Genomic DNA, 19,488 nt, shown 5'->3' on the forward strand with positions numbered 1-19,488 from the left:
GGTGACTGGATGCGGTTGCTGACCGTGGCGAATCTGCGCTGGGTGGTGCGCCATCGGGCCTGGACGCCGTACTACCTGAAGCGCTACTGGCGGTTCGCCTGGTTCAAGCTGCGTCACCCCGGTGTGGTCACCGAGGGATTCGTCTTCCTCGGCAAGAAGCTGGAGATCGTGGCGCGGCCCGGTCACGGCCGGATCATCCTGGGCAAGTGGGTGCACCTGGGTGACGAGACCCGGCTGCGCGCGCACGAGGGCACGCTGCGGATCGGCGACAAGGTGGTGTTCGCCCGCGACGTCACGGTGAACTGCTACCTGGACATCGAGATCGGCGCCTCCACCCTGATCGCCGACTGGACCTACATCTGCGACTTCGACCACAAGACCGACGACCTCGGCCTGCCGATCAAGGACCAGGGCCTGGTGAAGTCGCCGGTCCGGATCGGCCCGGACTGCTGGCTGGCCACCAAGGTCACCGTCACCCGCGGAACCGACATCGGCCGCGGCGTGGTGATCGGCGCGAACAGTGTTGCCCGTGGCAACATTCCTTCGTACGCCGTCGCGGCCGGGGTGCCGGCCGTGATCGTCGCCGACCGCACCACCCGGTACGCCGCCGACGCCACCCGCCGGGCCTACCTGGCCGGGCTGGCGGAGGCGAACGAGCGCACCGCGGCCCGCCTCCGCGCCGGTGCTGCCCCGGTCGCTCCGCGTAAGAACGGCGTACCGGGGGAAGCTGAGGGTGACGGCGGCGACGCGACCGGTGAAGCAAGTGGCGACGAGGGGTTCTCAAGTTACTCACCAGTCGGGCACTATGTCCCGCACCAGCGGTCGGACGCCGACCGGTTGACCGTCGGAGAGGAGACGCAGCGTGGCTGACCAGCCCGGGACCGACCGGTCCGCGCGGTCGCTCGACCAGGCGGCGGCCGACGACTCGATCACGCCGGCGAGCAGCACGGCGGCCGACCCGGTTCCGGCCGGGGCCGAACCCGGCGGCGCTACGTTGGAACCAGCGCTTGAAACGGGCGCTGAACCGCCGGCGGCGGTTCGCGACATCGGTGTGAACCGAAGGCTGGACCCAGAAGTGCAGGTAACCGACGGCAGGACGGCGGCACCGGCCCCGCTCGCGGGCGCCCGGCGCAGGTTGTCGCCGCGCCCCGTCCCGGTCAGCCGGCGCAGGAGACCGCCGGCCACGGCGACGGACGAGGAACCGACCCCGGCTGAGGAGATGGACGACGTGGGTACGCACGACGAGAAGGCGGACCAGGACAAGGCGGTGACTCCGGCGGACGACGCGGCCGGCCGCAAGGACGGTGCCGCGGAGGCCGCGGGGCGTGGCGTGACCACCGCGACCAAGCCGTCCCGGCCGAAGACCGCGGCGGAGATCGTCGCCGAGCAGCGCGCCCGGGAGAAGGCCGCGGCCGAGTCCGGCACCGCGGCCGAGTCCGGCACCGCGGCCGAGTCCGGCGCGTCGGCCGCGGCCGCGAAGGATGCCGGTGGCAAGGATCCGGCCGGCACCGCGGCGACCACGCCGGTGAGCAGGGTGCCCGCGGCAGCGAAGACGAGTGCCTCCGGCAACAAATCGGCGTCGTCGCCCGCGAAGGGGTCGTCGGCCGGGAAGGGCAAGCAGGCGCTCAGTTCGGTGGGCTCCGGAGTCCGGCGGCTGCGGAACCTGATCGCCTCGCTGATCTGGCTCGCCGCGGTGATCGCGGCCGCGGTCCTGGCGCTCGGTGCGCTGTTCACCGCGCTCGACCAGACCAACCAGAGCAACGAGATCGTCCGCTGGGTGCTGGAGCGCGGGACCGACCTGGTGGGCCCGTTCAAGGACCTGTTCCGGCTCGAGACCGCGAAGAACACCCTGCTGGTGAACTGGGGGATCGCCGCGCTGGTCTACCTGGTCGCCGGCAAGATCCTCGAGCGCTTCGTACGTCCTTAGCTCGTTCGTGGCCTGGCCACGAGGATGAGGTCGAGGGATTCGTCCAGGTCGCCGGGGCGGATCTCGAAGTCCTCGTGGCCGGTGCTCCGGACGAGGTCGGCCAGGTTCGCGTCCCAGGCGTCGTACCCGGCGGCCAGCTGAGCGTCCACGCACGAGCCGTACTGCGATTCCCACGTGCGCAGGCGGTTGCCGTGGTGGAGACCGAGCGCGTGCGTGATCTCGAAGGCGGGCTCGACCAGTTCGGCGAACTCCGCGGCGGTCAGTTCGCGGGTGTGGTACCAGTTGCCGCTCGGGAAGGTGAGCCGGTTCGGCGTACTGAGGACGAGGGTGCCGCCCGGGGCCAGGATCCGCGCGCACTCCGCGACGAACCGCGGCTGTTCCCACAGGTGCTCGATCGTCTGCAGCGAGGTGATGAGCTCGAACGTCGCGTCGGCGAACCCGGTCTGGACGAGATTGCCCTGCACCACATTGATCTGTGGATAAACCCGGCGGACGTGCCGAAGCGTCGTATCTTCATAGTCGAGACCGGTCACGGAGTCCGCCCCGGCCAGGCGGACCAGCTCCGCGCCGTAGCCCTCGCCGCAGCCGGCGTCGAGGACCCGGCCGGTCGACCGCAGGTTCTGCAGGTCGAGATGGGCCGTGATCCAGCGGTAGGCGGCGTCATGGCGCGCGAACCAGTAGTTCTCGTGCCAGATCCCGGGCGCCGTTCTTTCGCCGGTGAGCGGTAACGTCTCGGTCACCTGAGTCAGCCTAGTGTGCGGTCGGACGTCACAGCCGTGTCCACTTGTCCTGTGCCCCCGGCTCGGATAAGCACGGTGTGATGGGACTCGCACGGGAGGATGTTTCTCGTGAGTAACATCCGTGGCAGGCTTGGGAGAGACCGTTAACCAGAAGGGGTCCCACACGCTATGAAGATCGTCGTCTGCGCGAAGTTCGTGCCGGATGCCACCGCGGACCGCCGCTTCCGCCCGGAGGACAACACGGTGGACCGGGCCGGTGTCGACGGGCTGCTGTCCGAACTGGACGAATATGCCGTCGAGACCGCGCTGACCGTGAAAGAAGCCGGCGATGCCGAGGTGACCATCCTCACCGTGGGGCCGGAGCAGGCCGCCGACGCGGTGAAGAAGGGTCTGCAGATGGGTGCGGACGCCGGTGTCCACGTGATCGACGACGCGATCCACGGGTCGGACGCGGTGGCCACCTCGCTGATCCTGGCCAAGGCCCTGGCCAAGCTCGAGGCGGACCTGGTCGTGTTCGGGATGGGGTCGACCGACGGGTCGATGGGTGTGGTCCCGGCGATGGTGTCGGAGCGGCTCGGCCTGCCGGCCGTGACGCTGGGTTCGGAGGTGACCGTCGACGGCAACACCGTGCGGATCCGCCGCGACGGCGACACCGCCAGCGACACGATCGAGGGCACGCTGCCGCTGGTGCTGAGCGTTTCGGACCAGGCCAACGAGCCGCGGTACCCGTCGTTCAAGGGCATCATGGCGGCGAAGAAGAAGCCGGTGGAGACCTGGTCGCTGGCCGACCTGGAGATCGCGCCGGAGCAGGTCGGCGCCCAGGCTGCCTGGACCGAGGTGCTCGAGGTAACCGCCCGGCCGCCGCGGACCGCGGGCACGATCGTCACCGACGACGACGGTAGTGGGGCTGCCCAGCTCGTTGAGTTCCTGTCCACCAACAAGTTCCTCTGAGGGGCGATCAGTTCATGTCGAACGTTCTGGTTCTCGTTGACCACACCGCTGGCAAGGTCCGCAAGACCACCGCTGAGCTCCTCACCATCGCCCGCCGCCTCGGCGAGCCGGTCGCCGTGTTCGTCGGCGACGGCGTGCAGGAGGCGCTGCCGGCGCTCGGGCAGTACGGCGCGACCAAGGTGATCGCGCTGACCAACCCGGAGCTGACCCAGTTCCTGGTCGCGCCCAAGGCCGAGGCGCTGCAGCAGGTCGCGGCCAAGGTCGAGCCGGCCGCGATCCTGATCTCGTCGAACGCCGAGGGCAAGGAGATCGCCGCCCGGCTGGCGGTCAAGCTGGAGTCCGGCCTGATCACCGACGCCGTCGACGTCCAGGCCGGCGACGGTGCCGGCGGTCCGGTCACCACGCAGTCGGTCTTCGCCGGCAACTACACGGTCCAGGCCAGGGTCACCCACGGCACGCCGATCATCACGGTGAAGCCGAACGCGGCCACCCCGGAGGCGGCCGAGACCTCGCCTGAGGTGGAGGAGTTCGACGTCACGATCTCCGACCCCGCCAAGACCGCGAAGATCGTCGACTCGAAGCCGCGGGAGGCGACCGGCCGTCCGGAGCTGACCGAGGCCGCGATCATCGTGTCCGGCGGTCGCGGGACCGGCGGTGACTTCGGGCCGATCGAGGCGTTCGCCGACTCCCTCGGCGCCGCCGTGGGTGCGTCCCGCGCGGCCGTCGACTCGGGGTGGTACCCGCACGCCTACCAGGTCGGCCAGACCGGTAAGACGGTCAGCCCGCAGCTGTACGTCGCGGCCGGCATCTCCGGCGCCATCCAGCACCGCGCCGGCATGCAAACCTCGAAGACGATCGTGGCGATCAACAAGGACGAGGAAGCCCCGATCTTCGAGCTGGTCGACTTCGGCGTCGTCGGCGACCTGCACAAGGTCCTCCCGGCCGCCACCGAAGAGATCACCAAGCGCAAGTCCTGATCCCCGGTCCAGACGGTCCGGCTCGGTTCCCCTCCCGAGCCGGGCCGTCGCAGTCCGGCGGCTAGCATGCGCTGAATGCGGATCTGGGTGAGTGGTTCCAGCGGGAAACTGGGCAGCGAGGTCTGCCGGCAGCTCGCGGCCGACGGGCACGAGGTGGTCGAGGCCGATCTGGTGGGTCCCCGGCCCGTCGATCTCACCGACCGCGATGCCGTCGCGCGGTCGCTGCGTGGTGCGGACGCGATCGTGCACTGCGCAGGAATCCCCAGCCCGGAGAACATCGCTCCGGTGGAACTGGTGCGGATCAACGCGCTCACGACGTTCAACGCCCTCGAGGAAGCCTGGACCCAGGGCATCCGGACCGCGGTGCTGGCGTCCAGCGGCTCGATCTACGGCACGGCCTGGTCCCCGGAGGAACTCACCGTTCCCGAGGTCCCGATCGACGAGGACACCCCACTGCGGTTCGTGGACCCGTACGCGCTGACCAAGGACATCCTGGAGCGCACCGGCGAGATGTACGCCCGCCGCGGCATGCAGATCACCGCCCTGCGGTTCCACTGGATCCTCACGCCGGACGAAGTACGCCGCTACATCACCGACGCACCGCTCGAGGACAATCGCCGCAACCTGTGGGGGTACGTCGACCTGGCCGAGGCGGCCCGGGCATGCATCCTCTCGTTGCGGCCTCGCTCGGCAGACGAGCGCTATCACGCATTGCTGATCGCGGCCGAGGACACCGGTCTGCGGCAACCCACCAGCGACGTCCTGGCGCAGCACCTGCCGGACACCGAGATCCGCAGCGACCTCCCCGGCACGGCGTCCCTGTACGACTGCAGCAGGGCCGCGAAGGTGATCGGTTGGACCCACCACAGTCGCTGGCGGCGCTCCGCGACGTACGCCTAGCTCCAGACCCGGCGGCGGGAGTCGACGCCTGTGCCGTACTCGGGATCCCGGCCACGGATCAGCAGCCAGTGCTCGGTGGCCCGGGCTCGGTAGAGGCGGAGGTCTGCCGGACCGCGGAGTTCGTCGGCGGTGAAGGTGCGGAGTTCCGGGAGCCGGGCGGAGTAGAACGCCGCACAGCGTTCCAGTTCGTCATCGGGGACCAGTTCCGCGCGGGCACGGAGGTAGACGGCGGACGCGTGGCCGATCGCGACGCTGGAGTCGAAGATCGCGATGCTGACGTTCGGGTTCCGCGCCAGGTTGAGCGAGTGCTCAGAGTCAGGGGACGAGGCCCAGTAGAAGTCCCTGTGGCCGTCGGGAGTGAAGTAGACCGGGGTGGCCCACGGCAATCCGCCGGCGTCGACGGTCGCCAGTGTCATGTACTTGTTGGCTTCGATGACGGCGGCTGCCCGCCGCTCGAGGATCTCTTGTGACATGCGACCAGTGTGCGGGCCGGTCGTCCCACCGTTGAGGCCCGAGGAGCGGGAGCTGGGGCGGCGGACATACTCTTGAATCCGTTATGACTTCTTCCGACCGCCGCACGGTCTATCTGGACCACGCGGCGACGACTCCGATGCTGCCGGCCGCGATCGAGGCGATGACCCGTCACCTCGCCCGCACCGGCAATGCGTCGTCCCTGCACGGCTCCGGTCGCGCCGCCCGCCGGACGGTCGAGGAGTCCCGCGAGACGATCGCCGCGGCGCTGGGCGCACAGCCGAGCGAGGTCGTGTTCACCTCAGGCGGTACGGAGGCCGACAACCTCGCCCTGAAGGGGCTGTGGTGGGCCCGGCTGGCCGAGGACCCGCGTCGCCGCCGGATCCTGCTCAGCGGCATCGAGCACCACGCCGTACTGGACCCGGCCGTATGGCTGGCGCAGCACGAGAAGGCCGAGATCGAGTGGCTGCCGGTCGACGAGCTCGGGCGGGTGCGGCCGGACGACGTACGGCGGGCTGTCGAGGCGGACCCGGAGTCCGTGTCGTTCGTCACGTTGATGATGGCGAACAACGAGGTCGGCACGCTGCAGCCGGTCCGGGAGGTCGCCGAACTGGCCCGTCAGTACGAGATCCCGGTGCACACCGACGCCGTCCAGGCGGTCGGCCAGGTGCCGGTGGACTTCGCGGAGCTGGGGGTGGACGCGATGACGGTGTCCGCGCACAAGCTCGGCGGTCCGTACGGCATCGGCGCCCTCGTCGTCCACAAGGAGACCAAGCTGACGCCGATCCTGCACGGTGGCGGCCAGGAGCGCGACGTCCGGTCGGGCACACTCGACGCGCCCGCCACCGCCGGATTCGCGGTCGCCGTGGAGCACGCGGTCAAGCACCAGGCGGACGAGGCCCGCCGGCTCACCGAGTTGCGCGACGCCCTGATCGACGGTGTCGTGAACACGGTCGAGGGCGCGCAACTGTCGGGTGACCCGACGGACCGCTTGCCCAATAACGCACACTTGTCCTTCAGCGACTGCGAGGGCGACTCGCTGTTGCTGCTGCTCGACGCCCGCGGCATCGAGGTCTCCACCGGGTCCGCGTGCAACGCCGGGGTCGCCGAGCCGAGCCATGTCCTGCTGGCCATGGGGTACGACGACCAGCGGGCGCGCGGGTCGCTCCGGTTCACCCTGGGGCACACCAGCACCCGCGCCGACATCGACGCCGTACTGGACAACATCGGACCGGTGGTGGAGCGGGCCAAGTCCGCCGGTCTGCAGAACGTGGGAAGGAACACCTGATGCGGGTACTCGCAGCCATGTCCGGCGGGGTCGACTCCGCCGTGGCGGCGGCGCGGATGACCGAGGCCGGGCACGACGTGGTCGGCGTGCACCTGGCACTCAGCCGGAACCCGCAGTCGTACCGCAGCGGTGCACGCGGCTGCTGCACGATCGAGGACTCCCGCGACGCCCGCCGGGCCGCCGACGTGATCGGCATCCCGTTCTACGTCTGGGACCTGGCCGAACGGTTCCACGCCGACGTGGTCGAGGACTTCGTCAGCGAGTACGCCGCCGGCCGGACGCCGAACCCGTGTCTGCGCTGCAACGAGAAGGTCAAGTTCAGCGCCGTACTGGAGCGGGCGCTGGCGCTCGGCTTCGACGCGGTCGCGACCGGGCACTACGCGCGCATCGTGGAAACCGACGCCGGCCGCGAGCTGCACCGGGCGGTGGACCCCGCGAAGGACCAGTCCTACGTGCTCGGCGTGCTGACCCAGGAGCAGTTGCGGCATGCCTTCTTCCCGCTCGGTGACACGGTCAAGACCGAGGTCCGCGAGGAGGCCGAGCGCCGCGGGCTGTCGGTGGCGGCCAAGCCGGACAGCCACGACATCTGCTTCATTGCCGACGGCAACACACCGGCCTTCCTCAGCAAGCATCTGGGCGAGGCGCCGGGTGACATTGTCGACGCGCAGGGCAACAAGCTCGGCGAGCACAAGGGCACGCACGGTTTCACCGTCGGTCAGCGCAAGGGCCTGCGGATCGGTACGCCGGCCGCGGACGGCAAGCCGCGGTTCGTCCTGGACATCAGCCCGGTCGACCGCACCGTCACCGTCGGGTCGCGGGAGGAGCTGGCCGTGTCGCGGCTGACCGCGTCCAGGCCGCGCTGGTGCGGACCGGAGCCGACGTCGGAGCTGCACGTGACAGCCCAGTTGCGCGCGCACGGCGAGGAAGTCGCGGTGACCGCACGGGTCGAGGGCGATCAGATCGTCGTCGACTTCGACCAGCCGACCTCGGCCGTGGCCCCCGGTCAGGCGGTCGTCCTCTACGACGGGACACGGGTCATCGGCTCGGCAACGATCGACACGGTATCCCGCGTGACGGCACAGCACGCATGAGGACGACCGGTCTGGGTTCGCTGCCTGGGGAGGACCTCCGGGAGTGGACGAAGGTTCTGCTCGACGCGGTGGACATACCGTTCTTGGCCGAACTGCCGGCACGTCCGTACGGCGACATGCTCAGCCGGGCGGTCGCCGTACTGCCTGAACTGGCGGCAGACGTGCAGCCGGCCGGGTGGCGGCTCACCGGTGGTAGCGATCCGCGGGCGAGCCTGGACCAGCGGCGGGCTCGGTCGCTGCTTGCCGAAGACCTCGACGTGCTGGAAGAGCTGGCGGACGGTTACAACGGGCCACTGAAGCTGCAGCTGACCGGGCCGTGGACTCTGGCCTCGACGGTCGAGCTGCCGCGTGGCGACAAGGTGCTGGCGGATCATGGAGCTCGGCGGGACTTGGCCGAGGTTCTGGCACTGGGGCTTGGTGAGCACGTCGCAGAGGTACGACGCCGGGTGCCGGGTGCGGAGCTCGTCGTACAGATCGATGAGCCGGGGTTGCCCGCAGTACTCGCTGGAGCTGTGCCGACGGCGTCCGGTTGGGGCAAGCATCGGTCTGTGGACGGTCCGGGTGCTGTGGAGCTGCTGAGCCTGGTGACCGGTGCTGGACCGACTGTGGTGCATTGCTGCGCCGCGCGACCGCCGATCGAGGTCTTCACCAAAGCCGGTGCCACAGGCGTCGCGGTCGACGTCGCGCTGCTGACCGACTCCGCCTGGGAGCAACTGGCCCTCGCCGCCGAGGCCGGCACCGCCATCTACGCCGGCCTGGTACCCACCACAGGCCGGATCCCCGACCCCGAGCAGGCCGCCGATCCCCTGGTCCGCCGCTGGCGCGAACTCGGCCTGGACCCCGAACTCCTCAAGCAGGTCGTCATCACCCCCACCTGCGGCCTGGCCGCCGCCCCCACTCCCTCCGACGCCCGCCGCCGCCTCGACCTGCTACGCCGCACCGCCGACGCCGTAGCCGAAGCCGCCGAAAACACCTGAACCTCCGCCGCCGCCCCTAACCAATGGCCCGAAAAACGTCTGAGGTGGGTTGTAGGTTTTGCCTATGAGTGCGGAGATCCCGGAGACGACTGCTGCCGAACAGCCTGCTGCGCCGCCCGACGTGCGTGAGCGGCACGCCGCCTTGAGCCAGGAGATCGAGGAGCACCGGGTCAGGTACTACCTGGCCACCTCGACCATCTCGGACGCGGACTTCGACGCCCTGATGCACGAGCTGGAGGCGATCGAGGAGCAGTACAACGAGCTCCGCACCCCGGACTCGCCGACGCAGAAGGTCGGCGTACCGATCTCCACCCTCTTCACCCCGGTGCAGCACCCGACCCGGATGGAGAGCCTCGCCAACGCGTTCTCCGCCGAGCAGATGGAGGCCTGGGCCAAGCGCCTCGAGCGCGAGGTCACGGTCAAGCAGATCCACGACAGCGGCTTCCTGTGCGAGCTGAAGGTGGACGGCCTCGCCCTCGACCTGGTGTACGAGAACGGCAAACTCGTCAGCGGCGCGACGCGCGGCGACGGCCGCACCGGTGAGGACGTGACGCTCAACGTCCGCACCATCAAGAGCATCCCGAACGAACTGCAGGGCGACGACCTGCCGTCGTTCCTGGAGGTCCGCGGCGAGGTGTACTTCCGGGTCGAGGACTTCGAGGAGCTGAACGCGCAGCTGGTCGAGGCGGGCAAGGACCCGTTCTCCAACCCGCGCAACAGCGCCGCCGGGTCGCTGCGGCAGAAGGACCCGCGGGTGTCGGCGAGCCGCCCGCTGCGCTTCGTCGTCCACGGCCTCGGCCGGATCGACGGCTACCACGTCCACCGGCTGTCCGAGGCGTACGAGCAGCTCAAGGCCTGGGGTCTGCCGGTCAGCGACCGCGCCCGCAGGGTCGAGACGCTCGACCAGGTCAACGAGTTCATCGCGTACTACGGCGAGAACCGGCACTCCGTCGACCACGAGATCGACGGAGTCGTGGTCAAGGTGGACGAGGTCGACCTGCAGCGTGCCCTCGGGTCCACCTCGAGCGCGCCCCGCTGGGCGATCGCGTACAAGTACCCTCCGGAGGAGGTCACCACCAAGCTCCTCGACATCAAGACCAACGTCGGGCGCACCGGGCGGGTCACGCCGTACGGCGTCATGGAGCCGGTCCGTGTGGCGGGGTCGACGGTCGAGTTCGCCACCTTGCACAACGCCCAGGAGGTCAAGCGGAAGGGCGTTCTGATCGGGGACACGGTCGTACTGCGTAAGGCGGGTGACGTGATCCCGGAGATCCTCGGCCCGGTGGTCGAGCTGCGGCCCGACGACGCCCGTGAGTTCGTGATGCCGACCGAGTGTCCGTCCTGCGGTACGACGCTGCGCCCGATGAAGGAAGGCGACGTCGACATCCGCTGCCCGAACTCGCAGTCCTGCCCGGCGCAGCTGCGGGAGCGGATCTTCCACCTGGCCGGGCGGTCCGCGTTCGACATCGAGGTGCTCGGGTTCAAGGCCGCGGACGCGCTGATCGCCGACGAGCTGATCACCGACGAGGGCGACCTGTTCGCGCTGACCGAGGACGACCTGAAGCGCAGTTCGTTCTTCACCACCAAGGCAGGGTCGCTGTCGGCGAACGCCCAGCGCCTGCTCGCGAACCTCGAGACCGCCAAGACCCAGCCGCTGGCCCGCGGCCTGGTCGCGCTGTCGATCCGCCACGTCGGCCCCACGGCAGCCCAGGCACTCGCGGCCGTGTACGACGACATCGAGGCGATCCGGGCGGCGAGCGAGGAGGAGCTGTCCGAGATCGAGGGTGTCGGTCCGACCATCGCCCACGCGGTGATCGAGTGGTTCAAGGTCGACTGGCACCAGGCCATCGTGGACAAGTGGAAGGCCGCCGGCGTGCAACTGCGTCAGGAGCGCACCGGTCCGAGCGTGCCACAGACGCTGACCGGCCTGTCCATCGTGGTGACCGGCACGGTGGAGGGCTTCAGCCGGGACGAGGCGACCGAGGCCATCGTCAGCCGCGGCGGCAAGGCGGCCAGTTCGGTCTCCAAGAAGACGTCGTTCGTCGTGGTCGGCGACTCGCCTGGGTCGAAGTACGACAAGGCCGTCCAGCTCGGTGTCCCGATCCTCGACGCCGCCGGCTTCCGGGTTCTGCTCGACGAGGGCGCCGACGCCGCCGGCAAGGTCGCCGCCACACCCGAGCCCGGCGACGCCTAGCCGGATTTTCGCTCGCGGACAGATGGATCCGGCGGCCGTGCTGAGCCGTCGGACTGTTAACTTTGCACGTCGACACGTGGGTCAAAAGGAGCGAATATGACGACGCCGCCACAGGGACCGTGGGGTCCTGGGCAGCCGGGGGGCCAGCCGGGCGGGCAGCAAGGGGGACCGGGGGGCCAGCCTGGGCAAGGTGGCGGCTGGGGACAGCAGCCTCCGGGCCAGGGTGGTGGCGGTTGGGGTCAACGTCCCCAGCAGCCCGCCCAGGGTCAGCCCCCGCAGCCCCAGCAGCCTCCGCAGCACGGTCAGCCCCCGCAGCAGGGCGGTTGGGGACAGCAGCCCGGCCGGCCGCAACCGGGTCAGGGAGGGCAGGAACCTGCTCAAGGCGGTTGGGGGCAGCGTCCCACGCAGCCGAGCGGAAGTTCCTACCAGCAGCAGCCTTGGAGCCAGCAGAGCCCGCAGCAAGGTGGCTGGCACCAACAGCAGGGCCAGCCCCAGTGGCAGCCGGGCGGCGGTGCCAAGGGACCCGGTGGGCTCGGCAAGGACAAGATGCCGCTGCTGATCGGTGGTGGCGTGGTCGGCATCGTGCTGATCGGCCTGCTCATCTTCCTGGGCGTCAGGGCGCTCGGCGGTGACGACAAGCCCGAGGCCGGCCCGACGACGCAGCAGACCGGCGAGCCGACCAGTGGCCCGTCGAACGGCGGCGACAACGGTTCGCTCGGCAACGCGACCGGTCAGGCCAAGACGGCCACCGAGAAGCTCCAGAGCGACGGCTACCAGTGCAGCGACCTGTTCAACACCGGCCAGGGCGCGCACCGCGGCTGCTTCAAGTACGACGGCCCGACCGAGGCCGAGGCGATCTTCCAGTTCCAGCCCGACGGCACGATCATCGGCGTACTCGTGAAGTCGGAGAACGAGGAGAACGTCAACAACGCCGGCGTCACGTTCGACGCCGCGGTGCAGGCGATCGGCAACGACACGTTCGGCGGCAGCGAGGTCAAGAAGATCCAGGACGCGGTGAAGGTCGGCCAGAAGTCGCAGAAGGTCGGCAGCACCTGGGGCGAGTTCGAGCTGCGCAACGACGGTGACCGGCTGCAGCTGTCCGGCGGCAAGTCCGGGGCCGACTCGTTCGACCTGCCGCGGAAGAGCTTCGACACCACCGAGGCCCAGCTGGTCGCCGCGCTGAAGGCGAAGAAGTACGTCTGCACGACCTCCTGCAGCAAGCAGGTCGGCAGGTACGGCTCGCAGCGGGTCTACTCCTACGCCAGCAGGGAGGAGGGCATCCGGTCGCTGGAGATGAGCGCCTCGGGTGACCCGAAGGATGTCAAGGCCGCGCTCCCGGCGGCGGTGAACGACGCGTTCGGTGCGTTGAAGGGTGCGGACGTCGCGGCGCTGAAGTCGTACGTCCAGGCGCACAGTGACGGCAAGTCGTACGCTGCTTATGTGGCCGGATGGCGGGTCGAGATCATCGCCAACAACGAGGACTCCTACTCGTCGTCACGGATCTCGATCAGCTACGAGACGTTCTACGTCTGAGCACGGACGACGGGAGTCGGATGAAGTTCCCCAGGGAGAAGCGGGAGTCGCGGACGGTGGTCACCCCGCCGCCCGAGGCGGTCCGGCGCGTCGACGGCGGCGGTCCCTGGGGACCGACCCAGTTCGACCTCCCGGACCGGGGCGGCCGCAACGGCCAGACGATCCTGATCGTCGTCCTGGTCGGCGTCGTGGTCCTGCTGGTCCTGGCCGGTCTCTGGGTCTTCGCCTACTTCCGCTTCAGCTAGCAGTTTTCAGCTGGAAACGCCGAAGCCTCCCTCACCACCGCGGTGGTGAGGGAGGCTTTCGTGTGTGTACGACGGTTACGCGGTGGCGCGGATGGTGACGGCGAGCGAGGCCAGGTAGCTCAGCCGGGCGACCTCGGACCCGAGGAACTCGGGCCCGCCGCGACGCCCGATGACCAGAATGCGGCGGCCGGACTCCAGCGGCGCCGCGACCAGGACCGACTCGGCCAGGCCCTTGTGCTGATCCGGGGCGGCCAGCGTCCGCGCCTTGTCCAGCGGCAGCCAGGTCTCGGCCACGTCGCCGAACTCGGGCGTGGCACTCGTCTCCAGCGCGACCTTCACCTCACTGCCGGTGCCGTCGAGGAGCGCGGCCCAGTCGGCGTGCAGTACGGCGGGTGCCTGCTCGACCAGGATGTCGATCGCGTCGACCGGGGCCGACGTCATCTGCTCGACGGCCTCGAGGTCCATGTGCAGTCCGCCGCCGGCGCCGTACCGGGAGAACCAGATCACTTCGACACCAGGTACGCCGTTGCAGGCGGAGACCAGGCGGTCCGGCAGCACACCGGGTGGCAGGTCGACCACGATGTCGTCGACGGCGGTGCCGTTCTCTCGCCGGTGCTCGACGATCTCGATCGCGTGGATGTCGGCATTCACCTCACCGAGGGCGGTGGCCACCGTGCCCAGCGAACCGGGACGGTCCGGGATGATCAATCGCAGCAGGAACACCGAACGATCATCTCCCAGCCGATCACCATGCGCGTAACGCCTTGTCGCCGCCAATGTTACAGAGCGGAGCGCAGGGACACGCCCGGCCCTCTCAGGAGATGAGCTGTGCCCTTGCCTGGCCCACCTCACCGCCCCGGTCAGGGCCCTGCCCGCCCCACCCACCCTCGCGGGCCGGAGGCGCATTGTCCACAGGTCGGGGAACGGGGCAACACGAGCGTCACAACTGCCCCCTAAGATGGCTCAGGTATCACCGAGAGCCTCTCGGTGTTCCTGCGAAACCATTGGATCAGTTCATGCCATCGATTACCCGCGAAGAGGTTGCGCACCTGGCGCGACTGGCGCGGATCGAGCTCACCGACGCCGAGCTCGACCACCTCGCACCCCAGCTCGACCAGATCATCACGCTGGTCGGCCAGGTCAGCGAGGTGGCCGCGGACGACATCCCGCCGACCTCGCACGCCCTGCCGATCACCAACGTGATGCGCAAGGACGAGAACGTGCCGTGTCTCACACCGGAGCAGGCACTGTCCGGCGCGCCGGCCGCGGAGGAGCAGCGATTCCGGGTGCCGCGGATCCTGGAGGAGGACTGATGGCTGACCTCACCAGGAAGACCGCGGTCGAGCTCGCGGAGCTGATGACGTCCGGCGAGGCCAGCTCGGTGGAGATCACCCAGGCCCATCTGGACCGGATCGCCGCCGTCGACGGCTCGGTGAAGGCGTTCCTGCACGTCGACGCCGAGGGTGCGCTGGCCCAGGCCGCCGAGGTGGACAGCAGGCGCGTGGCGGGGGAGAAGCTCGGCCCGCTCGCCGGTGTCCCGCTGGCGCTGAAGGACGTGCTCACCCAGGAGGGCGTCCCGACAACGGCCGGCTCGAAGATCCTCGAGGGCTGGAGGCCGCCGTACGACTCGACCGTGGTGAAGCGGTTGAAGGCGGCCGGCATCGTCATCCTCGGCAAGACCAACATGGACGAGTTCGCGATGGGTTCCTCCACGGAGAACTCTGCGTACGGCGTCACCCACAACCCGTGGGACCTGGACCGCATCCCGGGTGGTTCCGGTGGCGGCTCGTCGGCGGCCATCGCGGCGTACCAGGCCCCGCTCGCGATCGGCACCGACACCGGCGGCTCGATCCGGCAGCCGGGCGCGTTCACCGGCACGGTCGGGGTCAAGCCGACGTACGGCGGGACGTCGCGGTACGGACTGATCGCGCTGGCCTCCTCGCTCGACACGCCTGGTCCGTGCGCGCGGACGACGCTGGACACCGCGCTGTTGCACGAGGCGATCGCCGGGTACGACCCGATGGACTCCACGTCGATCAACCAGCCGGTCCCGCCGGTGGTCGAGGCGGCGCGGCGTGCGGACGTCACCGGGCTGCGGATCGGCGTGGTCAAGGAGCTCGGCGGTGAGGGCTACCAGCCGGGTGTCGAGGCGCGCTTCCACGAGGCGGTCGAGCTGCTCACCAAGCTCGGTGCCGAGGTGGTCGAGGTGTCCTGCCCGCACTTCCAGTACGCGCTGCCGGCGTACTACCTGATCCTGCCGAGCGAGGCCTCGTCCAACCTGGCCAAGTTCGACGCGATGCGGTACGGGCTGCGCGTCGGCGACGACGGCGTGAACAGCGCGGAGAAGGTGATGAGCCTGACCCGCGAGGCCGGCTTCGGCGACGAGGTGAAGCGGCGCATCATGCTCGGCACGCACGCGTTGTCCAGCGGCTACTACGACGCGTACTACGGCCAGGCGCAGAAGGTGCGGACATTGATCCAGCGCGACTTCGCCAATGCCTACGAGCACGTCGACGTGCTGGTCTCGCCGGCCACCCCGACGACCGCGTTCCCGATCGGCGACCGGGCCGACGACCCGATCGCGATGTACAAGAACGACCTGTGCACGATCCCGGTCAACCTGGCCGGCAACGCGGCCGCGTCGTTCCCGTGCGGCCTGGCCGACGAGGACAACCTGCCGGTCGGCTTCCACGTGATGGCGCCGGTGATGCGCGACGACCTGCTGTACCAGGTCGGCTCCGCGCTGGAGGCCGCGCTGGCCGAGCAGTGGGGCGGCGTTCTGATGACCAAGGCTCCGGAGCTGGAGGTGACCCGATGACCATCGCCGCGGACGTCATGCCGATCGACAAGGCGCTGGAGCAGTACGACCCGGTGATGGGCCTCGAGGTCCACGTCGAGCTGAACACGAAGTCGAAGATGTTCTGCGGCTGCCCGACCGAGTTCGGCGCGCCGCCGAACACGCAGACCTGCCCGGTCTGCCTCGGCCTGCCGGGTGCGCTGCCGGTGGTGAACGAGCGAGCGGTGGAGTCGGCGATCAAGATCGGCCTGGCGCTGAACTGCGAGATCGCCGAGTGGTGCCGGTTCGCCCGGAAGAACTACTTCTACCCGGACATGCCGAAGAACTTCCAGACCTCCCAGTACGACGAGCCGATCGCGTACAACGGGTGGACCGAGGTGGTGGTCGACGGCGAGACGTACCGGATCGAGATCGAGCGCGCCCACATGGAGGAGGACACCGGCAAGTCCACTCACGTCGGTGGCGCGACCGGCCGGATCCACGGTGCCTCGCACTCGCTGGTCGACTACAACCGGGCCGGTATCCCGCTGATCGAGATCGTCACCAAGACGATCGAGGTCCCGGGGGAGAAGGCGGCCGCGGTGGCGCGCGGGTACGTGAGCATGCTGCGCGACCTGCTGCTGGCCCTCGGCGTCTCCGACGTCCGGATGGACCAGGGTTCGCTGCGCTGCGACGCGAACGTCTCGCTGAAGCCGCGCGGCTCCTCGACGTTCGGCACCCGGACCGAGACCAAGAACGTGAACTCGTTCCGCTCGGTCGAGCGCGCGGTCAGCTACGAGATCAGCCGGCAGGCGGCGGTCCTGGCGTCCGGCGGCAAGGTCGTGCAGGAGACCCGGCACTGGCACGAGGACACCGGGATCACCACGTCCGGCCGGGAGAAGTCGGACGCGGAGGACTACCGGTACTTCCCGGAGCCCGACCTGGTCCCGGTCGCCCCGTCCCGCGAGTGGGTCGAGGAGCTGCGCGCTTCGTTGCCCGAGGCACCTTCGCTACGGCGGACGCGGCTGCAGCAGGATTGGGGTTTCACCGACCTGGAGATGCGCGACGTCATCAACGGCAACGCGCTCGAGCCGATCGTCGCGACGGTCGAGCTCGGCGTGACGCCGGCCGCGGCGAAGAAGTGGTGGCTGGGTGAGCTGGCCCGCGCCGCGAACGAGTCCGGTCAGGACCTGGACGCCCTCGGTGTCGGCCCGGCCGAGGTCGCCGAGGTGCAGAAGCTGGTCGACGACGGCAAGCTCAACGACAAGCTGGCGCGGCAGGTCTTCGACGGCCTGATCAAGGGTGAGGGCACGCCGGCCGAGATCATCAAGGCGCGCGGCCTCGAGCTGGTCTCGGACGACTCGGCCCTGATCGACGCGATCGACCGGGCCATCGCGGCCAACCCGGACGTGGTCGAGAAGGTTCACTCCGGCAAGCCGGCCGCGGCGGGCGCGCTGATCGGCGCCGTCATGAAGGACATGCGCGGCCAGGCCGACGCCGCCAAGGTCCGCGAGCTCCTGAACGCGAAGCTCGGTATCTGACGAGTCCGACCACGTAGCGGGCCATCGCGCGGGCTGGTGCCGGGTCCTGGATTCGTCCAGGGCCCGGCACAGCTGGTTCTAGGCGGCGTTCCGGTGCGCCGGCGTCTCCTGGGGAGCGTCGGCGATGACCTGGCGTTCGACCCGGCCGTCGTCCACGTCGTCGGCGTCTGCGAGCAGCGTTCGGGCGACCGAGAGTTCCTCGACCGGGCAGCGGACCTCGTAGCGGGTCGGCACCACCTCGGTCGCCACCACGTCCGGCCGGTTGCGGATCAGGCCGCGGAACAGACCCCCCAGTGTGCCGAGCAGGCCGCCGTACACGAAACCCCAGGCGACGACGGCGAGGCCGGTGAGGCTTGTCTCGGCCACCAGGGTGATGAAGACGCCGGCCAGCAGCCCGAGGACGGCGCCCTGGAGCGCACCGACGGCGGTCAGTCTGGCGACCGGGACCGCCTGCGATTTCCGGGCCAGCCGGAGGTCGGCGCCGACGATGTCCAGCGACCCTGCGTCCATCCCGTAACTTCGCAGGTAATCCACTGTCCGGCGGGCATCCTCGAAGCTGCTCACCGAAGCGATCACGCTGCTGGGAACCACGGGCGCCTGGTCGGGCCGCATCACCAACTCCTCCCTCACTGCACTGGTGTGTCTGGGGTTTCCTCCACTAGTACCAGACGACTGGGAAGCCCAAACGGTTGGCGAGTTGCCGCTCAGCGGCTGATCGTGATGCGGAGGATGCGATCGTCGCCGTCGCGGGTGTCGCCGCGGCCGTCGGTGTTCGACGTGGTCAACCACAGCGAGCCGTCCGGTGCGGCCTCGACCGTGCGGAGCCGGCCGAACTGGCCGGTGAAGAACGCCCGCGGCTCACCCGTTCGCTTGCCTCCGGCAACTGGTATGGCCCAGAGCCGTTCACCCCGCAGCGACGCCATGAACACGTGGCCCTGGGCGAACGCGATCCCGGACGGCGAGGCGTCACTGGTACGCCACTGCGCGATCGGGTCGGTCATCCCGTCCAGGCCCTCGATCCCCTCCGCGGCCGGCCAGCCGTAGTTCGCACCGGACGTGATCGCGTTGAGCTCGTCCCAGGTGTTCTGGCCGAACTCGGCGGCGTACAACTGGTTCCCGTCGAACGCGATCCCCTGCACGTTGCGGTGACCCTTCGAGTACCAGATCCGGCCGCCCGGGTTGCCGGGCGCGGCCTTGCCGTCGGTCGTGATGCGCAGGATCTTGCCGCCGAGCGACCCGTCGTCCTGCGAGGTCGGCCGGTCGGCGCCGTCACCGGTCCCGGCGTACAGGAAGCCGTCCGGCCCGAACCGCAGCCGGCCGCCGTTGTGGATCGACGCCGCGGGGATCCCGTCCAGAATCACCTGCTGGTCGCTGAGCCGGTTGTCCCGATAAGTGATCCGGGCGATCCGGTTGTCCCCGCCGGTGCTGTAGTACGCGTAGATGTACGGGCGGCTCGGGTACTGCGGGTCGACCGCCAGCCCGAGCAGCCCGCCCTCCGACGACGGATCCACCCCGTCGACCTCACCGACCTCGGTCACCCGCCCGCCCGCGACCCGCTTGATCTTCGCCGAGTCGCGTTCACTCACCAGCGCACTCTGATCCGGCAGAAACGCCAACCCCCACGGCACCTCGATCCCCGTCGCCACCGTCGACGCCACCCCCAACCGCACCGGCCCCTGCGCCGTCGCAGTAGTCCGCGGCGGCGCAGACGCACCCGGGCCCGTCGAGGAAGGGCTGGTCGGCGCTGGCGCAGTACTGCTGGGACTCGTTGCCGAGGTCCCCGAACCGGACGACTCGCCGCCGTTGTCGTCGCCGGTGCACCCGGCCGCGAGCGCGAGCGCCGCCACCATCACCGCTGCACGAGCCTTCACGCCGTC

General features: G+C 69.8%; 19 protein-coding genes. 14 read left to right on the forward strand and 5 right to left on the reverse strand.

Annotated features, from left to right (window positions below):
* The first annotated feature begins 9 nt into the window (after nucleotides 1–9).
* Nucleotides 10–870 carry an acyltransferase gene (locus ACYVOK_RS24810; protein WP_460664932.1) on the forward strand — a complete coding sequence of 287 codons (861 nt, stop codon included), beginning with the start codon at nucleotides 10–12 and terminating at the stop codon, nucleotides 868–870.
* Nucleotides 863–1,927, forward strand: a complete 1,065-nt coding sequence (locus ACYVOK_RS24815; protein WP_460664933.1) for a hypothetical protein — start codon at nucleotides 863–865, stop codon at nucleotides 1,925–1,927. The genes ACYVOK_RS24810 and ACYVOK_RS24815 overlap by 8 nt, the downstream gene beginning before the upstream one ends.
* Here ACYVOK_RS24815 and ACYVOK_RS24820 read toward each other — a convergent pair.
* The gene (locus ACYVOK_RS24820; RefSeq protein ID WP_460664934.1) at nucleotides 1,924–2,667 is read right to left on the reverse strand and encodes a class I SAM-dependent methyltransferase; all 744 of its coding nucleotides are present in this window, start codon (nucleotides 2,665–2,667) and stop codon (nucleotides 1,924–1,926) included. The two genes, ACYVOK_RS24815 and ACYVOK_RS24820, sit on opposite strands and share 4 nt — an antisense overlap.
* A gap of 168 nt (nucleotides 2,668–2,835) precedes the next feature.
* Here ACYVOK_RS24820 and ACYVOK_RS24825 point away from each other — a divergent pair, with 168 nt between their 5' ends.
* The 3 genes from ACYVOK_RS24825 (at nucleotide 2,836) to ACYVOK_RS24835 (ending at nucleotide 5,495) form a co-directional block, all read left to right on the forward strand.
* Nucleotides 2,836–3,618 (forward strand): electron transfer flavoprotein subunit beta/FixA family protein, encoded by a 783-nt coding sequence (locus ACYVOK_RS24825; protein WP_460664935.1) that lies wholly within the window; start codon nucleotides 2,836–2,838, stop codon nucleotides 3,616–3,618.
* A gap of 14 nt (nucleotides 3,619–3,632) precedes the next feature.
* Nucleotides 3,633–4,595 (forward strand): electron transfer flavoprotein subunit alpha/FixB family protein, encoded by a 963-nt coding sequence (locus ACYVOK_RS24830; protein WP_460664936.1) that lies wholly within the window; start codon nucleotides 3,633–3,635, stop codon nucleotides 4,593–4,595.
* A 75-nt stretch (nucleotides 4,596–4,670) separates the two neighbouring features.
* A complete protein-coding gene (locus ACYVOK_RS24835; RefSeq protein WP_460664937.1) occupies nucleotides 4,671–5,495 on the forward strand; it encodes an NAD-dependent epimerase/dehydratase family protein in 825 nt (274 codons plus the stop codon).
* Here ACYVOK_RS24835 and ACYVOK_RS24840 read toward each other — a convergent pair.
* A complete protein-coding gene (locus ACYVOK_RS24840; protein ID WP_460664938.1) occupies nucleotides 5,492–5,968 on the reverse strand; it encodes a pyridoxamine 5'-phosphate oxidase family protein in 477 nt (158 codons plus the stop codon). The two genes, ACYVOK_RS24835 and ACYVOK_RS24840, sit on opposite strands and share 4 nt — an antisense overlap.
* Before the next feature lie 83 nt (nucleotides 5,969–6,051).
* Here ACYVOK_RS24840 and ACYVOK_RS24845 point away from each other — a divergent pair, with 83 nt between their 5' ends.
* From ACYVOK_RS24845 to ACYVOK_RS24870, 6 genes are all read left to right on the forward strand, one after another.
* The gene (locus tag ACYVOK_RS24845; RefSeq protein WP_460664939.1) at nucleotides 6,052–7,254 is read left to right on the forward strand and encodes a cysteine desulfurase family protein; all 1,203 of its coding nucleotides are present in this window, start codon (nucleotides 6,052–6,054) and stop codon (nucleotides 7,252–7,254) included.
* Nucleotides 7,254–8,345 (forward strand): tRNA 2-thiouridine(34) synthase MnmA, encoded by a 1,092-nt coding sequence (gene mnmA, locus ACYVOK_RS24850; RefSeq protein WP_460664940.1) that lies wholly within the window; start codon nucleotides 7,254–7,256, stop codon nucleotides 8,343–8,345. The genes ACYVOK_RS24845 and mnmA overlap by 1 nt, the downstream gene beginning before the upstream one ends.
* Complete coding sequence (locus tag ACYVOK_RS24855) at nucleotides 8,342–9,322, forward strand: uroporphyrinogen decarboxylase/cobalamine-independent methonine synthase family protein (protein WP_460664941.1); 981 nt, start codon at nucleotides 8,342–8,344, stop codon at nucleotides 9,320–9,322. The genes mnmA and ACYVOK_RS24855 overlap by 4 nt, the downstream gene beginning before the upstream one ends.
* Nucleotides 9,323–9,386: 64 nt before the next feature.
* A complete protein-coding gene (ligA, locus tag ACYVOK_RS24860) occupies nucleotides 9,387–11,516 on the forward strand; it encodes an NAD-dependent DNA ligase LigA (RefSeq protein ID WP_460664942.1) in 2,130 nt (709 codons plus the stop codon).
* 546 nt (nucleotides 11,517–12,062) lie between these two features.
* Nucleotides 12,063–13,049, forward strand: coding sequence for a hypothetical protein (locus ACYVOK_RS24865; RefSeq protein ID WP_460664943.1), 987 nt, complete (start codon nucleotides 12,063–12,065; stop codon nucleotides 13,047–13,049).
* A gap of 20 nt (nucleotides 13,050–13,069) precedes the next feature.
* A complete protein-coding gene (locus tag ACYVOK_RS24870; protein ID WP_460664944.1) occupies nucleotides 13,070–13,294 on the forward strand; it encodes a hypothetical protein in 225 nt (74 codons plus the stop codon).
* 75 nt (nucleotides 13,295–13,369) lie between these two features.
* Here ACYVOK_RS24870 and ACYVOK_RS24875 read toward each other — a convergent pair whose 3' ends face one another.
* Nucleotides 13,370–14,017: an ACT domain-containing protein gene (locus tag ACYVOK_RS24875; RefSeq protein ID WP_460664945.1), complete on the reverse strand. Its 648-nt coding sequence runs from the start codon at nucleotides 14,015–14,017 to the stop codon at nucleotides 13,370–13,372.
* A 293-nt stretch (nucleotides 14,018–14,310) separates the two neighbouring features.
* On the opposite strand from ACYVOK_RS24875, the gene gatC reads away from it, so the two are divergent.
* Genes gatC through gatB form a run of 3 tightly spaced genes read left to right on the forward strand, consistent with a single transcriptional unit; the run spans nucleotide 14,311 to nucleotide 17,611 of the window.
* A complete protein-coding gene (gatC, locus tag ACYVOK_RS24880) occupies nucleotides 14,311–14,607 on the forward strand; it encodes an Asp-tRNA(Asn)/Glu-tRNA(Gln) amidotransferase subunit GatC (RefSeq protein ID WP_360488511.1) in 297 nt (98 codons plus the stop codon).
* On the forward strand, nucleotides 14,607–16,112 hold the full coding sequence (gene gatA, locus ACYVOK_RS24885) for an Asp-tRNA(Asn)/Glu-tRNA(Gln) amidotransferase subunit GatA (protein WP_460664946.1): 1,506 nt from the start codon (nucleotides 14,607–14,609) through the stop codon (nucleotides 16,110–16,112). Before gatC ends, gatA begins: the two co-directional genes overlap by 1 nt.
* A complete protein-coding gene (gene gatB, locus ACYVOK_RS24890) occupies nucleotides 16,109–17,611 on the forward strand; it encodes an Asp-tRNA(Asn)/Glu-tRNA(Gln) amidotransferase subunit GatB (protein ID WP_460664947.1) in 1,503 nt (500 codons plus the stop codon). The genes gatA and gatB overlap by 4 nt, the downstream gene beginning before the upstream one ends.
* A 78-nt stretch (nucleotides 17,612–17,689) precedes the next feature.
* On the opposite strand, the gene ACYVOK_RS24895 is transcribed toward gatB, so the two are convergent.
* Both ACYVOK_RS24895 and ACYVOK_RS24900 read right to left on the reverse strand, forming a co-directional pair.
* Nucleotides 17,690–18,223, reverse strand: a complete 534-nt coding sequence (locus tag ACYVOK_RS24895; RefSeq protein WP_460664948.1) for a general stress protein — start codon at nucleotides 18,221–18,223, stop codon at nucleotides 17,690–17,692.
* Nucleotides 18,224–18,315: 92 nt separating this feature from the next.
* Complete coding sequence (locus ACYVOK_RS24900; RefSeq protein ID WP_460664949.1) at nucleotides 18,316–19,482, reverse strand: PQQ-dependent sugar dehydrogenase; 1,167 nt, start codon at nucleotides 19,480–19,482, stop codon at nucleotides 18,316–18,318.
* Between the last annotated feature and the right edge of the window lie 6 nt (nucleotides 19,483–19,488).

It is taken from the genome of Kribbella swartbergensis (assembly GCF_054784135.1).

Coding starts and splice junctions, on each gene's coding strand:
- ACYVOK_RS24810 (WP_460664932.1), top strand. CDS start 10: ATGCGGTTGCTGACCGTGGCGAATCTGCGCTGGGTGGTGCGCCATCGG.
- ACYVOK_RS24825 (WP_460664935.1), top strand. CDS start 2,836: ATGAAGATCGTCGTCTGCGCGAAGTTCGTGCCGGATGCCACCGCGGAC.
- ACYVOK_RS24830 (WP_460664936.1), top strand. CDS start 3,633: ATGTCGAACGTTCTGGTTCTCGTTGACCACACCGCTGGCAAGGTCCGC.
- ACYVOK_RS24835 (WP_460664937.1), top strand. CDS start 4,671: ATGCGGATCTGGGTGAGTGGTTCCAGCGGGAAACTGGGCAGCGAGGTC.
- ACYVOK_RS24840 (WP_460664938.1), bottom strand. CDS start 5,968: ATGTCACAAGAGATCCTCGAGCGGCGGGCAGCCGCCGTCATCGAAGCC.
- ACYVOK_RS24845 (WP_460664939.1), top strand. CDS start 6,052: ATGACTTCTTCCGACCGCCGCACGGTCTATCTGGACCACGCGGCGACG.
- mnmA (WP_460664940.1), top strand. CDS start 7,254: ATGCGGGTACTCGCAGCCATGTCCGGCGGGGTCGACTCCGCCGTGGCG.
- ACYVOK_RS24855 (WP_460664941.1), top strand. CDS start 8,342: ATGAGGACGACCGGTCTGGGTTCGCTGCCTGGGGAGGACCTCCGGGAG.
- ligA (WP_460664942.1), top strand. CDS start 9,387: ATGAGTGCGGAGATCCCGGAGACGACTGCTGCCGAACAGCCTGCTGCG.
- ACYVOK_RS24865 (WP_460664943.1), top strand. CDS start 12,063: ATGCCGCTGCTGATCGGTGGTGGCGTGGTCGGCATCGTGCTGATCGGC.
- ACYVOK_RS24870 (WP_460664944.1), top strand. CDS start 13,070: ATGAAGTTCCCCAGGGAGAAGCGGGAGTCGCGGACGGTGGTCACCCCG.
- gatC (WP_360488511.1), top strand. CDS start 14,311: ATGCCATCGATTACCCGCGAAGAGGTTGCGCACCTGGCGCGACTGGCG.
- gatA (WP_460664946.1), top strand. CDS start 14,607: ATGGCTGACCTCACCAGGAAGACCGCGGTCGAGCTCGCGGAGCTGATG.
- gatB (WP_460664947.1), top strand. CDS start 16,109: ATGACCATCGCCGCGGACGTCATGCCGATCGACAAGGCGCTGGAGCAG.
- ACYVOK_RS24895 (WP_460664948.1), bottom strand. CDS start 18,223: ATGCGGCCCGACCAGGCGCCCGTGGTTCCCAGCAGCGTGATCGCTTCG.